The sequence below is a fragment of the Streptomyces sp. NPDC016677 genome (genome assembly GCF_055562815.1).
Genome location: NZ_JBVHEO010000002.1, coordinates 695327 through 709826, shown reverse-complemented (window position 1 = coordinate 709826; position 14500 = coordinate 695327). Strand labels below are relative to the sequence as shown.

At 72.9% G+C, this 14500-nt stretch carries 13 protein-coding genes; 6 read left to right on the top strand and 7 right to left on the bottom strand.

All coding sequences use genetic code 11. From position 1 onward, the window contains the following. Window positions 1-3: 3 nt before the first annotated feature. Genes ACZ3IG_RS08520 through ACZ3IG_RS08500 form a run of 5 tightly spaced genes read left to right on the top strand, consistent with a single transcriptional unit; the run spans window position 4 to window position 4476 of the window. Window positions 4-213, top strand: coding sequence for a ferredoxin (locus tag ACZ3IG_RS08520; protein ID WP_467430154.1), 210 nt, complete (start codon window positions 4-6; stop codon window positions 211-213). A gap of 52 nt (window positions 214-265) precedes the next feature. Further along, window positions 266-2056, top strand: a complete 1791-nt coding sequence (locus ACZ3IG_RS08515) for an FAD-dependent monooxygenase (RefSeq protein ID WP_467430153.1) — start codon at window positions 266-268, stop codon at window positions 2054-2056. A 2-nt stretch (window positions 2057-2058) separates the two neighbouring features. Further along, window positions 2059-2448, top strand: a complete 390-nt coding sequence (locus ACZ3IG_RS08510; protein WP_467430151.1) for a limonene-1,2-epoxide hydrolase family protein — start codon at window positions 2059-2061, stop codon at window positions 2446-2448. 2 nt (window positions 2449-2450) lie between these two features. After that, window positions 2451-3644, top strand: coding sequence for an acyl-CoA dehydrogenase family protein (locus ACZ3IG_RS08505; protein ID WP_467430150.1), 1194 nt, complete (start codon window positions 2451-2453; stop codon window positions 3642-3644). Between the two features lie 46 nt (window positions 3645-3690). Beyond that, a complete protein-coding gene (locus ACZ3IG_RS08500) occupies window positions 3691-4476 on the top strand; it encodes a transmembrane-type terpene cyclase (protein WP_467430148.1) in 786 nt (261 codons plus the stop codon). Here ACZ3IG_RS08500 and ACZ3IG_RS08495 read toward each other — a convergent pair. The 4 genes from ACZ3IG_RS08495 to ispH form a co-directional block, all read right to left on the bottom strand. Continuing rightward, window positions 4469-5110 carry a response regulator transcription factor gene (locus ACZ3IG_RS08495; RefSeq protein WP_467430146.1) on the bottom strand — a complete coding sequence of 214 codons (642 nt, stop codon included), beginning with the start codon at window positions 5108-5110 and terminating at the stop codon, window positions 4469-4471. The two genes, ACZ3IG_RS08500 and ACZ3IG_RS08495, sit on opposite strands and share 8 nt — an antisense overlap. Before the next feature lie 417 nt (window positions 5111-5527). Next, window positions 5528-6679: a flavodoxin-dependent (E)-4-hydroxy-3-methylbut-2-enyl-diphosphate synthase gene (gene ispG / locus ACZ3IG_RS08490; RefSeq protein WP_467430144.1), complete on the bottom strand. Its 1152-nt coding sequence runs from the start codon at window positions 6677-6679 to the stop codon at window positions 5528-5530. After that, a complete protein-coding gene (locus ACZ3IG_RS08485; protein WP_467430141.1) occupies window positions 6676-8490 on the bottom strand; it encodes a 1-deoxy-D-xylulose-5-phosphate synthase in 1815 nt (604 codons plus the stop codon). Before ACZ3IG_RS08485 ends, ispG begins: the two co-directional genes overlap by 4 nt. Before the next feature lie 12 nt (window positions 8491-8502). Beyond that, window positions 8503-9501 (bottom strand): 4-hydroxy-3-methylbut-2-enyl diphosphate reductase, encoded by a 999-nt coding sequence (ispH, locus tag ACZ3IG_RS08480; RefSeq protein WP_467430139.1) that lies wholly within the window; start codon window positions 9499-9501, stop codon window positions 8503-8505. A 211-nt stretch (window positions 9502-9712) separates the two neighbouring features. Between ispH and ACZ3IG_RS08475 the strand changes: the two genes are divergently transcribed. Continuing rightward, window positions 9713-10534, top strand: coding sequence for an IclR family transcriptional regulator (locus ACZ3IG_RS08475; protein WP_467430137.1), 822 nt, complete (start codon window positions 9713-9715; stop codon window positions 10532-10534). Between the two features lie 66 nt (window positions 10535-10600). Here the strand turns inward: ACZ3IG_RS08475 and iolD are convergent, their stop codons facing one another. Genes iolD through ACZ3IG_RS08460 form a run of 3 tightly spaced genes read right to left on the bottom strand, consistent with a single transcriptional unit; the run spans window position 10601 to window position 14261 of the window. Next, a complete protein-coding gene (gene iolD, locus ACZ3IG_RS08470; RefSeq protein ID WP_467430136.1) occupies window positions 10601-12466 on the bottom strand; it encodes a 3D-(3,5/4)-trihydroxycyclohexane-1,2-dione acylhydrolase (decyclizing) in 1866 nt (621 codons plus the stop codon). Next, window positions 12463-13368: a 5-deoxy-glucuronate isomerase gene (iolB, locus tag ACZ3IG_RS08465; protein WP_467430134.1), complete on the bottom strand. Its 906-nt coding sequence runs from the start codon at window positions 13366-13368 to the stop codon at window positions 12463-12465. Before iolB ends, iolD begins: the two co-directional genes overlap by 4 nt. Further along, window positions 13365-14261 (bottom strand): Cgl0159 family (beta/alpha)8-fold protein, encoded by an 897-nt coding sequence (locus tag ACZ3IG_RS08460; protein ID WP_467430132.1) that lies wholly within the window; start codon window positions 14259-14261, stop codon window positions 13365-13367. The genes iolB and ACZ3IG_RS08460 overlap by 4 nt, the downstream gene beginning before the upstream one ends. Window positions 14262-14500: the final 239 nt, after the last annotated feature.

Here is a 14500-nt window from a genome sequence, read left to right as displayed (position 1 = left end):
GGCGTGCGCGTCGAGACCGACCAGAGCCGGTGCCTCGCGGTCGGCAACTGTGCCGCGCTCGCACCGGAGGTCTTCGACCAGAGCGACGAGGACGGCACGGTCGTCCTGCTGGACGCGGCCCCGCCCGAGCACGCCCACGCCTCGGTCCGGGCGGCGGCCGAGCGGTGCCCGGCCGCCGTCATCACCCTGCGCGCACACACCGGCCGGCCATGAACGACCCACGACCCAGGGGAAAGAGACCAGGGGATGAGACCAGGGGAAAGCAATGCGTGACACAGAGGTGCCCGTCCTCGTCGTCGGTGGCGGCGGCTGCGGACTCGCCGCGTCGGTCTTCCTGTCCGACGCGGGCGTGCGCCACCTGCTGGTGGAGCGGCGCGAGTCGACGTCGGTACTGCCCCGGGCGCACTACCTGAACCAGCGCACCATGGAGATCTTCCGGCAGTACGGCATCGCCGACGACGTCTACGGGATCAGCTGCCCGCCGGACCACATGAGCGAGGTCGTCTGGAGCACCTCGCTGGGCGGCGGCGGCCCGGTGGACGCCCGGGAACTGCACCGGATGGAGACCTTCGGCGGCGGCAGCCCGACCGGACCGTACGCGGTCGACAGCACGGGCCCGTCGACCAACCTCCCGCAGCACCGGCTGGAACCGCTGCTGCGCCGGCACGCGGAACGACGGGCCCCGGACAGCCTGCTCTTCCACCACGAGATGACCGGCTTCACCCAGGACGAGCACGGCGTCACGGCGCGGGTGACCGACCGGACCACCGGCGAGGTGAGCACCGTACGCGCCCGCTACCTGCTCGGCGCCGACGGCGGCCGGAGCGTCGGCAAGACGCTCGACGTGGCCATGGACGGCGCGGGAGGCGGCTTCACCATCATCTCCGTCCACTTCAGCGCCGACCTGTCGCGCTGGTGGCCCGGTGACAAGGTGCTGATGACCCACATCATCAGCCCCGAGGGCGAGGTCTCCGTCGTGGTGGCGACCGGGCCCCGCTGGGGCCTGGCCTCCGACGAGTGGGCGCTGCACTTCCGGGTGCCGCCGGGCGCCGAGGCGGACCTCGGCACGGAGGCGATCGCCGTACGGGTGCGTGAACTGCTCAAGCTGCCGGGAGACGTGGACGTACGGGTCCACCACGTCAGCGAGTACCGGCCGGAGGCCGTGGTGGCCCGGTCCTTCCGGGTCGGCCGGGTCTTCCTCGCCGGGGACGCCGCGCACCGGCAGCCGCCCGCCGCCGGGGGCGGCCTGAACACCGCCGTCCAGGACGCGCACAACCTCGCCTGGAAGCTCGGGGCCGTGCTCGACGGCCGGGCCGGTGAGGCACTCCTCGACTCCTACGAGGCGGAACGGCTGCCCGTCGCGCGGCGCAACGTCGGCTGGGCGATGAACTGCCTGCTCAACTACGGCGTGCTCTTCGCGAGCCTCGGCGTGGTCCACGGCCGGCCCGAGGCCACCCGGGCCAACTTCGCCGAACTCCTCGCCGACACCCCCCTGGGGCAGACCCGGCGGACCGTGGTGCGCGAGGTGTTCGGCACCCAGCGCATCGAGTACCAGGCGCACGACATCGAACTCGGCCACTCCTACCCGGCCGGCGCGGTGGTCCCCGACGGCACCGAGCCACCGCCCCGGGACCCCACGGGCGCGACGTACCACCCGGTGACCCGTCCGGGACACCGGCTGCCGCACGCCTGGCTGCGGCACGGCGACACCCGGGTGTCGACCCACGACCTGGTCGACGGCCGGGCCGGCTTCGTACTGATCACCGGACCGCTGAGCGAGTGCTGGGCGGTCGCGGCGAAGCAGGCCGAGGACACCCTCGGGGTGCCGCTCACCGTGGTGTCCGTCGGCGGCCGGGCCGGCGCGGCGGACTACTGGGACGCCGACGGCACCTGGACCGCGGTGCGCGGGACCGGCGACGACGGCGCCGTCCTGGTACGGCCGGACCAGCACATAGCCTGGCGCAGCGCGCAGGCGGGCCCGCGCGTCGACCAGGAACTCGGCGCCGCGCTCCGCCGGATCCTCGGCCACGCCGACGCGACCGCCACCGGGAGCTGACCATGCCCGTCACCGACGCCGAACGCGTCGTCCAGGACTTCCTGACCCGGATGGGGCCGACCCCGGACGACGTCAGGAAGACCGTGGACGGTTTCCTGACCGACGACTGCGTGTGGGAGAACCCGGGGGCCCCGGTGTGCCGGGGCAAGGAGGAGATCCTCGCACTGCTGCCGGCCGACTTCGCGCGGCTGGAGGTCCGCTTCCGGCACCTGGCCACCACCGGTCACACCGTCCTGGCCGAGCGGATCGAGAACATGCTCCGCGCCGACGGCACCCCGATCGCGCTGAACCTGAGGGTGATGGCGGCGTTCGAGCTGCGCGACGGCCGGATCAGCGCCTGGCGGGACTACTACGACCACACCCACCTCATCTCCGAGCGCCCGGACTGGTGACCATGACGAACGACCGAACGGAACTGCTGAACCTCCGGGCCGACCTGGTGAGCCGGGTCCACAAGTTCGGCCCGGTCTTCGCGGAGGGCGTCGCCGAGGGGGAGCGGGAGCGGCGGCTGCCCGAGGCCACGGTGCGCGCGATCGACGAGTCACAGGTGAGCAGGCTGTGGACCGAGAGCGCCTACGGCGGCCTGGAGACCGACGTCCGCACCATGAGCGAGGTCGCCAAGGCCCTGTCCCACCACTGCCCGTCCACCTCGTGGGTGGTCAACAACATCAACGGGTCGAACCTGCTCGCCGCGAAGTTCCCACGGGCCGCCCGCGACGAGGTGTTCGGGAGCGACCCCGGCGCCAAACTGGCCTCGGTCTTCGCGGCCACGGGCACCGCGGTCCGTACCGACGGGGGCTTCCTGCTCACCGGGAACTGGCCGTACGCCACCGGCATCCTGCACGACGACTGGGCGATCCTGGTCGCCAAGGAGGTCGACGGGGACGGCCGGCCGGTGGGCGGGCTCTCCCTGCTGGTGCCCGCCGCCGACCTGACCGTCCAGGACACCTGGCACACCGTCGGCATGCGCGGCACCGGCAGCCACACCGTCGTGCTCCGGGACGCGTTCGTGCCCGGGCACCGGGTGATCCCGGCCGAGCGGCAGCGGGGACGGGAGAACGCCACCGACACCACCCTGCCCCCGCTGCTGCGGACGGCCGCGATCGCGGCCATGGGCGTCGTCTGCGCCTCCGTGGTGGTCGGCGTCGGCCAGGCCGCGCTCGCCCTCGTCGTCGACCGGGCGCCCGGCCGGTCCATCGCGCCCAGCACGTACACCAGCCAGCCCGGCTCCCAGACCTTCGTCTCCGCGCTCGGCCAGACCGCCCTGACGATCGACGCCGCCGAACTGCACGTCAACCGGGCCGCCGATGTCATCGACGACGCCGCCCGCGCGGCCGTGGACCTCCCGGAGAGCGAACTGCGCCGGATCCGCGGGGACGTCGGCCAGGCGGTCAACCTCGTCACCCTCGCCCTCGACGAGCTGATGTGGGCCCACGGCGCCGCCGCCTTCGCCGAGTCCAACCCGCTGCAGCAGTACTGGCGCGACGCCAACACCGCGGCCCGCCACGCCCTGCTCAACCCCCGTATCGGGCGGGAGCTGTACGGCGGTTCGTTCTTCGGCCTGGACCTCGTCGTGCCCAGCCTCTGAGACCTGCCCGGCCTTCGGCCCACCCCTCACCCACCCAAGGAACACCATGGTCTGGTTGCCTCCCGTCCTCATCCCGATGTCGCAGGTCGCACCGGTCACGGAGGGGCCGGCCGACGTACCGGACGCGCTCTTCTGGGCCCTCGCCGGGCCGACCGCGGCCGGCTGGCTGCTGACCTACGTCCTGGCCATCCGGCAGGCGTTCACGGACCGCCGGGTGGGCATCCCCGCCTATCTGGTGGCGGTGAACTTCGCCTGGGAGTTCAGCCTGACCTTCGTGCTGGAACAGACCCCCACCCAGCGCCAGATCAACGTCCTGTGGGTGATGTTCAACGCGGTCCTGCTCTACCAGGCGCTGCGGTACGGACCGCGCGACTACCCCGCTCTCACCCCGCGGGTCTTCCGGTGGAGCTTCGCCGGGGTGCTGCTGTGGGCGGCGGTCATGGTCGTCGTCGGGGCCAACGAGTTCCACGACCGGGACGGCATGTACACCGGGATGATCATCCAGGTGCCGCTGAGCGCCTCGTTCCTGCTGCTGCTCAAGCGGCGCGGGTCCAGCACGGGGCAGTCCATGCGGCTCGCCGTCGCCAAACTCGTGGGCTCCCTCTTCGCCGGCCTGACCGCCTTCGTCGTCTACCCGTCCCACCACCTGCTCCAGGTGCTGGTGCCCACCTACGTCGCCCTGGACATCGCCTACGTGGTGCTGCTGCGCCGGACGATGCGCCGGGAGGGACGGCCGCTGTGGGCGTCGCGCGCGCCCGCGGCCGTCCCCGCCGCCGGCCCGGCGGACGCCGGTGCCGGGCGGGCTCAGGAGCGCCGCAGCCCGGTCAGATGACGCCGCTGCGCAGCGCGTAGGCCACCGCGTGCGGCCGGTTGCGCAGGTTCAGGCGCCGGGTGACCCCGAAGACGACGCGTTTGACGGCCCGTTCCGACAGGCACATCCGGTCGGCGATCTCGGCGGTGTCCAGGCCCTCCGACATCAGCCGCAGCACATCGATCTCCCGGGGGGTCAGTCCGGAGGTGTGCAGACCGTGCGGTGACAGCACCTCGCGCTGCATCCGCTCGATCTGCCGCAGCAGTTCCCCGAGCAACTGGGTGGGGTAGACGCCGCCGCCGGCCGCCGCGGTCAGCACCGTCTCCTGGATGCGGTTGCTGGTGGCGGCGACCCGCGGCAGTACCGCCACCACATTGCACTCCACCGCGGTGAACAGGTCGGCCCGGTCGATCTCGGACGGGATCAGCACCACCGGCACGCGGAGGGTGTCCTTGATCTTGCGCAGCAACGACGTCACCTCCACGGTCATCCGCTCGGCGACGACCACGGCGACATCCACCGGATCGGGGCGTTCCGGCGAAACCACCTCGATGTTCGGCGCGGAGTCGAGATGACCGCTCACCGCCGATTGCGTGAGCGGGTCAGGAGCCCGCACCAGGGCTTTTACCGAACGTACCGTGGTGTTGGCGGTCATGGTGAATCCTCCAGGAAAGGCAGCGTGTTCGCCGGGACGTCCGGTCGGGACGCCAGGCGTCGAAGTGGTACTTCCTGAGCCGTTACGCGCGGTTCGCGGTGTCGTCCGCTCAACACGTCCGGAAAGGCCGACGCGACCGGGTGAGCCGGTCGCGGGACGGGCCCGGACAGATGGTCCTGCTGCGCATGCCTGGGTCGTGGACGAGGTCCTGGCGCTGAGCCGCCGGTATTCGCCGCACAGCCGGTGTTCCGTTCGTGTCCGGCGTGGGGTCGTACTGTGCCAACACGTCAAAGCTCCCCGAGAGTGGCCTGATGTGGTCCGAGACAGTCGGAAAACGATGTCAAGAACGATACTGAGGCCGACCTCGGGGAGCCGGTTGAGCGCGGTGTTCCTGTTCCTTCAGGGGGAATCCCTCATTCAGCCGGCGACGACCGAGACGGACCCTCCGTCGACCGGTTCCATCGTCTCGGCGAGCACCAGGGCCTCCTCGATGAGGGTCTCCACGATCCGGTGCTCGGGCACGGTCTTGATGACCTTCCCCTTGACGAAGATCTGCCCCTTGCCGTTGCCGGACGCCACGCCGAGGTCGGCCTCGCGCGCCTCACCGGGGCCGTTGACCACACACCCCATCACGGCGACCCGCAACGGCACCTCCATGCCCTCCAGCCCCGCGGTGACCTCCTCGGCGAGCTTGTAGACGTCCACCTGGGCCCGGCCGCAGGACGGGCACGAGACGATCTCCAGCTTGCGGGGCCGCAGGTTCAGCGACTGCAGGATCTGCCCGCCCACTTTGGCCTCCTCCACCGGCGGGGCGGACAGGGACACCCGGATGGTGTCGCCGATGCCCTGGCGCAGCAGCGCGCCGAACGCCACGGCGGACTTGATGGTGCCCTGGAACGCCGGCCCCGCCTCGGTGACCCCCAGGTGCAGCGGGTAGTCGCAGCTCTCGGCGAGGATCTCGTAGGCGCGGATCATGATCACGGGGTCGTTGTGCTTGACCGAGATCTTCAGGTCGTGGAAGCCGTGCTCGGCGAAGAGCGACGCCTCCCACAGCGCCGACTCGGCCAGCGCCTCCGGCGTGGCCTTGCCGTACTTGCGCATCAGGCGCGCGTCCAGCGACCCCGCGTTCACCCCGATCCGGATCGGGGTGCCGTGGTCCCGGGCCGCGCGGGCGATCTCGCCCACCTTGTCGTCGAACTTCTTGATGTTGCCCGGGTTCACCCGCACCGCCGCGCACCCGGCCTCGATGGCCGCGAAGACGTACTTCGGCTGGAAGTGGATGTCGGCGATGACCGGGATCTTGGACTTCGCGGCGATCGCGGGCAGCGCCTCGGCGTCGTCGGCGCTCGGGCAGGCGACGCGGACGATGTCGCAGCCGGCGGCGGTGAGTTCGGCGATCTGCTGGAGGGTGGCGTTGACGTCGGCCGTCACGGTCGTGGTCATCGACTGCACGGAGATGGGATGGTCACTGCCCACCCCGACCGACCCCACCCGCAACTGACGGGTGGGCCGGCGTTCGGCGAGGGTGGCAGGCGGCAGAGCGGGCATACCGAGCGCGACCTGGGTCACCGCGGTGTCCTTTCCGAAAGGGGTACTGAGGGGTGCGTCGCCGCCACGGCGCCGTGCAGGGCGAGCGCGGTCTCGGCGACGGAGCGCGCGGTGAGGCCGTGTTCGGCGAGGACGGCCGGCCGTTCACCGTGGTCCAGGAACTCCCGGGGCAGTCCCAGGGCGTGCACCGGGGTGCCGACCCGGGCCTCGGCGCAGGCCTGGGCCAGCGCGGCGCCCACGCCGCCGGCGCGCACCCCGTCCTCGACACAGAGCGCGACCCGGTGCCGGGACGCCAGGTGGGTCAGGGCGGGACTGGCCGGCAGGACCCAGCGCGGGTCGACGACGGTCACCCCGACGCCCTCCTCGGCCAGCAGCTCCGCCGCCTCCAGCGCGGGGGCGGCGAGGACGCCGGTGGAGACCAGCAGGACGTCGAGCGGCCGGGACCGGGTGCGGTGCAGGATGTCCACGCCCTCCATCCGGGTCAGCGCGGGGATCTGCGGACCGGCACCGCCCTTGGGGAACCGCAATGCGGTGGGACCGTCGTCGACGGCCAGCGCCTCGCCCAGCAGTTCGGCGAGCCGGACGGTGTCGCGCGGCGCCGCCACCCGCATCCCCGGCACCGCGCCCAGCAGGGCGAGGTCCCACATGCCGTGGTGGCTCGGCCCGTCGGGGCCGGTGACCCCCGCGCGGTCCAGCACGAACGTCACCGGCAGGCGGTGCAGGGCCACGTCCATCATGACCTGGTCGAGGGCGCGGTTGAGGAAGGTGGCGTAGAGACAGACCACCGGGTGCAGGCCACCCATCGCCAGCCCCGCGGCGCTGGTGACCGCGTGCTGCTCCGCGATGCCCACGTCGAAGACCCGGTCCGGGAACCGCCGGGCGAACCCGTGCAGGCCGACCGGGCGCAGCATCGCGGCCGTCAGCGCGACGACGTCGGGCCGCTCGGCGGCGATCCGCTCCAGCTCCGCGCCGAACGCGCCGGTCCAGCTGGGCGACGAACCACCCCGCGGCCGGCCCGTGGCCGGGTCGAGGACACCGATGCCGTGCATGCGGTCGGCCTCGTCGTTCTCGGCCGGGGCGTAACCGCGGCCCTTGTCGGTGACACAGTGCACCACGACCGGCTGGTCCAGGTTCTTCGCCAGCCGGCAGGCCAGTTCGAGGGCGCCGATGTCGTGCCCGTCCACCGGGCCGAGATAGGCGAAGCCGAGCGTCTCGAACAGGGTCGGGCTCGGGGGCCTGCCGCACCGCAGCTCCGCCAGGTGCTCGGCCAGCCCGCCGACCGTGGGGTCGTAGGAGCGGCCGTTGTCGTTGAGGACCACCACCACCGGCCGCTTGCCGCTGCCGAGGTTGTTCATGGCTTCCCAGGCCATGCCGCCGGTCAGCGCGCCGTCCCCGATGACCGCGACCACCCGGCGGTGCTCCTCGCCGAGCAGCCGCTGCGCCTTGGCCAGACCGTCGGCGTACGACAGGGCCGTGGAGGCGTGCGAGTTCTCCACCAGGTCGTGCGGGGACTCCGCGCGCAGCGGGTAGCCGGACAGCCCGCCCGTCGCGCGCAGCGTGTCGAAGGCGGCCTGCCGGCCGGTGAGGATCTTGTGGACGTAGGACTGGTGGCCGGTGTCGAAGACGATCCGGTCCGCCGGCGAGTCGAAGACCCGGTGCAGCGCGATGGTCAGCTCCACCACGCCGAGGTTGGGACCGAGGTGTCCTCCCGCGGCGCAGACCTTGTCGACCAGGAACTCCCTGATCTCACGCGCCAGTTCGGGCAACTGCTCGGGAGGCAGTTCCTTGAGTTCCCGCGGACCGGTGATCCGGCCGAGCACACTCGATGACACGTCTCTCCTCGCTCAGCTGGAACGCCCGTCCGCCGTCCGCCGCGTGGTGCGGCGTACCGGCGAGGGCAGGTCGAAACTCACCGTCTCGCGGGCGATCTCGCGCTCCTCGACATGGACCGGACCGAAGGTGCCCAGCCGGTCCACGACCTCGGTGACCAGGGCGGGCGGTGCCGAGGCGCCGGCCGTGAGCCCGACGGTGCGCACGTCCGTCAGCCACTGCGGACGGATGTCGTCGGCCCGGTCGATCAGCTCGGCGCGGGTGCCCTCGCGGCGCGCGAGTTCCACCAGCCGTACCGAGTTGGAGGAGTTCTCCGAACCGACGACCAGGACGAGGTCGGACTCCGCGACGATCGCCTTGAGCGCGGCCTGCCGGTTGGTGGTGGCGTAACAGATGTCGTCCGTGGGAGGCTCCTGCAACTGCGGGAACCTGTCCTTCAGCGCGCCGACGACCTCCGCCGTCTCGTCGACCGCGAGCGTGGTCTGGGTCAGGTAGGAGAGCTGCCCGACGTCGGGTGGCAGGTCCTGGACCTCGTCGGGCGTCGAGACCAGCACCATCGACTCCGGCGCCTCACCGAGCGTGCCCTCGACCTCCTCGTGCCCGGCATGGCCGACGAGCACGACCGTGTCGCCGCGGGCCGCGAACCGGCGTGCCTCGGCGTGGACCTTGGCGACCAGGGGGCAGGTTCCGTCGATGACGTCGAGGCCGCGCCGGTCCGCCTCCCGGCGCACGGCGGGGGAGACCCCGTGCGCGGAGAAGACCACCGTCGCCTCGTCGGGCACCTCGTCCAGCTCCTCGACGAAGACCGCGCCGCGCCGCGCGAGGTCGTCGACGACGGTGACGTTGTGCACGATCTGCTTGCGGACGTAGACCGGGGCGCCCCGCTGTTCCAGAGCCCGTTCCACGATCTCGATGGCCCTCTCGACACCCGCGCAGAAGGAACGAGGGCCGGCCAGCAGGACTCGGCGGGCGACGCCGTCCCCCGCGTACTCGTACGAGCTCACATCAGCCATGATCGGGACAGTAGGGACGGCACGGCACCGGTTCTACGGCCGTTTCCAGTTTCCGGAACGGTCGTTGCTCCGCGCCCGGCCACCGGCCGACAAAAGGGCCCGATCCCGAGCACCCTGGGGACAGCAACCCCGGCCGGCCTTGAGCCCGCCCTCGGCGCGCGGGTAGGCATGGACACCGGTTCGTGCGTGCCTCGGCGAGGGGAGCATCCGGGTGGACGGTGAACGACATCCGTATCAGGCGTCGTGCCCGGCGGCGGCCGTCGGCACGGAGCTGCGGACGGCCGCGCCCGCGTCCGTCGGAGGCCCGCTGCGCAAGGCGCTCACCGTACTGGAGGCACTGGCCGAGGCGTCCCGGCCACTGACCCTGTCGGAACTGTCACGGCTGGTGAACCTGCCGAAGTCGACGCTGCACCGCCTGATGCAGGCGCTCACCGACATCGGTCTCGCCGTCCGCCGGGAGTCCAAGTCCTACGAGATCGGCACCTATCTGTCCCGGCTGGCGGCGACGGGCGGCCCCGCCGGGGTGCAGCGCCTCAGCTACCCGGTCACCCCCTTCCTGCTCGAACTGTTCCAGCTCACCCACCGGATCGTCAGCCTCGGCACCCTGTCGGGCACGAAGGTCCAGCACGTCGGAACCCTCTACGGGCAGGAACACGTCCGGCTCGCGATGGCGCTGCGCCAGCCGGTCCCGGCGTACGGTTCGGCGGCGGGCAAGCTCCTGCTCGCGATGTCGCAGCGGACCCCGGCGGACCTCTTCGGCACGGCGCCGGCCGGCACCGGCATGACCCGGGCCCGGACGGAGGCGATGCGCCGCGAGTTCGAGCGCATCCGGCGCACCGGGCTGTCCTACGCCCGCAGCGAGACCATCCCCGACCTGGTCGAACTGGCCGCCCCGGTCCGGCTCGGCAAGGGCGGACCGGTGGCCGCGGTGGTGCTGGGCGACACGGTGAACACCCGGGACCTGCGCAGCGTCGCACGCGCCCTGCTCGACACCGCCGACGCCATCGAGCAGCAACTGGCCGACGGGGGCTGATCCGCGTCCGCCGCCGCGTCCGCCGGGCGGCGCGGCGGCCCGGCGGTCAGAGGTGGTGGCGGCGGTTCAGAGGTGGTGGCGGCGGTCCGCGAGCGCCCGGTCGTAGGCCGCCCGGGCGTCCACGGCGGCCGGCCGCGCGGACACCCCGGCCACCGGCACGTCCCACCACGCCTGAGCCCCGGGGGCGGTCGGCGCCGGGTCGGTCTCGACGTACACGCAGGTCGGCCGGGACGCGGCGCGGGCCGCGGCCAGGGCCGCGCGCAGCTCGCCCACGGTCTTGGGGCGCAGGACGTCCATCCCGAGGCTGGCCGCGTTGGCGGCGAGGTCCACGGGCAGCGGATCGCCGGTGAACGAACCGTCGGCGGCCCGGTGGCGGTATGCCGTGCCGAACCGCTCCGCGCCCACCGACTCGGAGAGCCCGCCGATGGAGGCGTAGCCGTGGTTCTGCAGCAGGACCAGCTTGACGGGGAGGTCCTCCTGCACGGCCGTGACGATCTCCGTCGGGTTCATCAGGTACGTGCCGTCGCCGACCAGCGCCCACACCGGGGTGCCCGGCGCGGCCTGCTGGACGCCGAGGGCGGCGGGGATCTCGTAGCCCATGCAGGAGTAGCCGTACTCCAGGTGGTACTGGCGCGGGGACCGGGCCCGCCACAGCTTGTGCAGGTCGCCGGGGAGCGAGCCGGCCGCGTTGATCACCACGTCCGTGTCGCCGACGACCTCGTCCAGCGCGCCGATCACCTGCGTCTGGGTCGGCACCGCGCTGTCGTCCCCGGCGCGCAGGGCGGCCTCGACGACCCGCTCCCAGCGTTGCTTGCCGGCGCGGTACCCGGCCGCGTAGGTGTCGTCCACGCGGTGGCCGGCGAGGGCCCCGGTGAGCGCCCGCAGGCCGGTGCGCGCGTCGCAGACCAGGGTGCGGGCGGCGAGCTTGTGGGCGTCGAAGGCGGTGATGTTGAGGTTGAGGAAACGGACGTCCGGGTGCTGGAAGAGGGTGCCGGAGGCGGTGGTGAAGTCGGTGTGGCGGGTGCCGACGCCGATCACCAGGTCGGCGGCGCGGGCCAGGTCGTCGGCGACCGCGGTGCCGGTGTGCCCGATGCCGCCGACGTCGGCCGGGTGGTCGTGGCGCAGCGAGCCCTTGCCGGCCTGGGTGGAGGCGACGGGGATGCCGGTGGCGTCGGCCAGTTCGCGCAGCGCCTCCTCCGCCCCGCTGTGGTGGACACCGCCGCCCGCGACGATCAGCGGACGGGCGGCGGAGCGGATCGCGTCAGCGGCGTCGGCCAGTTCCGCCGGGTCGGGCGCGGGGCGCCGTACCCGCCAGACGCGGTCGGCGAAGAACTCCTCGGGCCAGTCGGCCGCCTCCGCCTGCACGTCCTGCGGCAGCGCCAGGGTCACGGCGCCGGTCTCCGCGGGGTCGGCGAGGACCCGCATCGCGTTCAGCGCGGAGGGGATCAGCGCCTCGGGGCGGGTGACGCGGTCGAAGAAGCGGGAGACGGGGCGCAGGGTGTCGTTGACCGACACATCGGCCGCCGACGGGTGTTCGAGCTGCTGGAGCAGCGGGTCGGCGGGGTGGGCGGCGAAGTAGTCGCCGGGGAGCAGCAGCACCGGCAGGCGGTTGACGGTGGCCAGGGCGGCGCCGGTGACCAGGTTGGTGGCGCCGGGTCCGATCGACGTGGTGACGGCCTGCGCGGAGAGGCGGTCGAGGTGCCGGGCGTGGCCCACCGCCGCGTGCACCATGGCCTGTTCGCTGCGGCCCTGGTGGTACGGCATGACGCCGGCGTACTCGACGAGGGCCTGGCCGATCCCGGCGACGTTGCCGTGGCCGAAGATCCCCCACATCCCGGCGATCAGCCGGTGCCGTACGCCGTCCCGTTCGGTGTACTGGGCGGCCAGGAACCGCACCAGGGCCTGGGCGGTGGTCAGCCGGAACGCGCTCATGCGGTCCCCTCCGGGGCGGTGTACAGGGGGAGCCGGGGGTCGGCCGGCTGCTCGGGCCAGGTGTCGCGGATCCAGGCGTGGCCGGGGTGGTCGCTGATCAGCCAGGCGCGTTCGACGGCGGGGCCCGCCATGACGTTGAGGTAGTACATGTCGTGGCCCGGCACGGCCATCGACGGTCCGTGCCAGCCGTCGGGGACGAGGACGACGTCGCCGTCGCGCACCTCGGCCAGCACGTCGGTGCCGCGGCCCCGGCCGGAGGGCGAGACCCGCTGGTAGCCGAGGCCGGGGACGCCGTCGTGGGCGGCGAACTCGAAGTAGTAGATCTCCTCCAGTTCGGCTTCCTCGCCGGGGCGGTGCTCGTCGTGCTTGTGGGGCGGGAAGGAGGACCAGTTGCCGCCGGGGGTGAGCACCTCGACGGCGATCAGCTTGTCGCACTCGAAACCCTGCTCGTCAGCGCCTGCGGCGCGGGCGGCCGCCGCGAAGTTGTTGACCTGGCGCGAGCAGGTGCCCGTGCCGCGCACCTCCACCGGGACGGCGCGGGCCGGTCCGTAGCGGGCGGGCAGGCGGCGGGCGCAGCGGGCGCCGGTGAGCGCGAACCGGCCGCCGGCGGCGGACGAGACGGTCGCGCGGGCGTCGCGCGGGACGTAGGCGAAGTCGCTGACGGCGCTGAACACGTCGGGGCGGCCGTGCAGTTCGAAGGCGGTGCCGTCGGCGGTGACCGCGCAGCCGCCGGCCAGCGGCAGCACGATCCACTCGCTGTCCCCGGTGTCGAAGGTGTGCGAGCCGCCCGGCGGGAGGGTGAGGACCCGCAGGCCGCTGTACCCCCAGCCGGCCGTCTCCGGGGTCACGTCGACCGCGTAGGGGCCGCTTCCGGCCCTGCCCGCGGGCAGGTGGTACGTCATGGCATGCCTCCCTCTCCCAACAGCCCGACCGCCGTGTCCACCGCCCGCTCCACACTGCCCTCGGCGGGGTAGAGCAGCGAGCGGCCCGCCACCAGGCCCTGGACGGTGGGCAGCCGGAGCGCCTTGCGCCAGCGCGCGTACGCCGCCTCCTGATCGTTCCCCGCATCGCCGCCGAGCAGCACCACCGGCAGGGTGGAGGTCTCCAGGACCTCGGCCATGTCGTCCGGGTCGTGGGTGACGGGCAGTTTCAGCCACGTGTAGGCGGAGGTGCCGCCCAGTCCCGAGGCGATGGCGATGGACCGGGCGACGGCCTCGGCGGACAGGTCGGTACGGACCCGTCCCCCGGCCCGGCGGCACAGGAACGGCTCGACGAACAGCGGCAGCCGGTGCCCGGCCATCGCGTCCACGGCGTGGGCGGCGGATTCCAGGGTGGCCAGCGAACCAGGATCGTCGAGGTCGATGCGCAGCAGCAGCTTGCCCGCGTCGAACCGGAGCCGGGCGAGGTCCTCGGCGCGGTGCCCGGTGAACCGGTCGTCCATCTCGAAGGCGGCGCCCGCCAGGCCCCCGCGGTTCATCGAGCCCACCGCTATCCTGCCGTCCAGCGCGCCGAGCAGCAGCAGGTCCTCCAGGATGTCGGCGGTGGCCAGCACGCCGTCGACGCCCGGCCGGGACAGCGCGGTGCACAGCCGCCCCAGCAGGTCCGCCCGGTTGGCCATGGCGAGCGGGCGGTCCCCGACGCCGAGGGCGCCGCGCGCCGGATGGTCGGCGGCCACGATCATCAGCCGCCCGCTCGCCCCGATCAGCGGGCGGCGCACCCGGCGGGCCGCCGCCTCGGCGATCGCCTCGGGGCGCCGTGCTCTGACCGTGGTGAGGTCGGCGGGGGTGAGGGGCACGACGGGACTCCGTTCGGGAGGTCAGGGGTAGGTCCGGCCGCCGGGGGTAGGGATCGGACGCCCTTTCCGACGCGGGACGCCCTTTCCGGTGTAGGGCGCCGGATACCGTCCTGTCAATACTTTGTACGGACATTCGGACCTCAGCCTGAAATAATGTCTTGACAAAGCATTGACATCGAGGGCGCGACGCACTTGTATCCGGTCCCAGCGCAAGCCTTCTCCCTACAGCACTCAAGCAC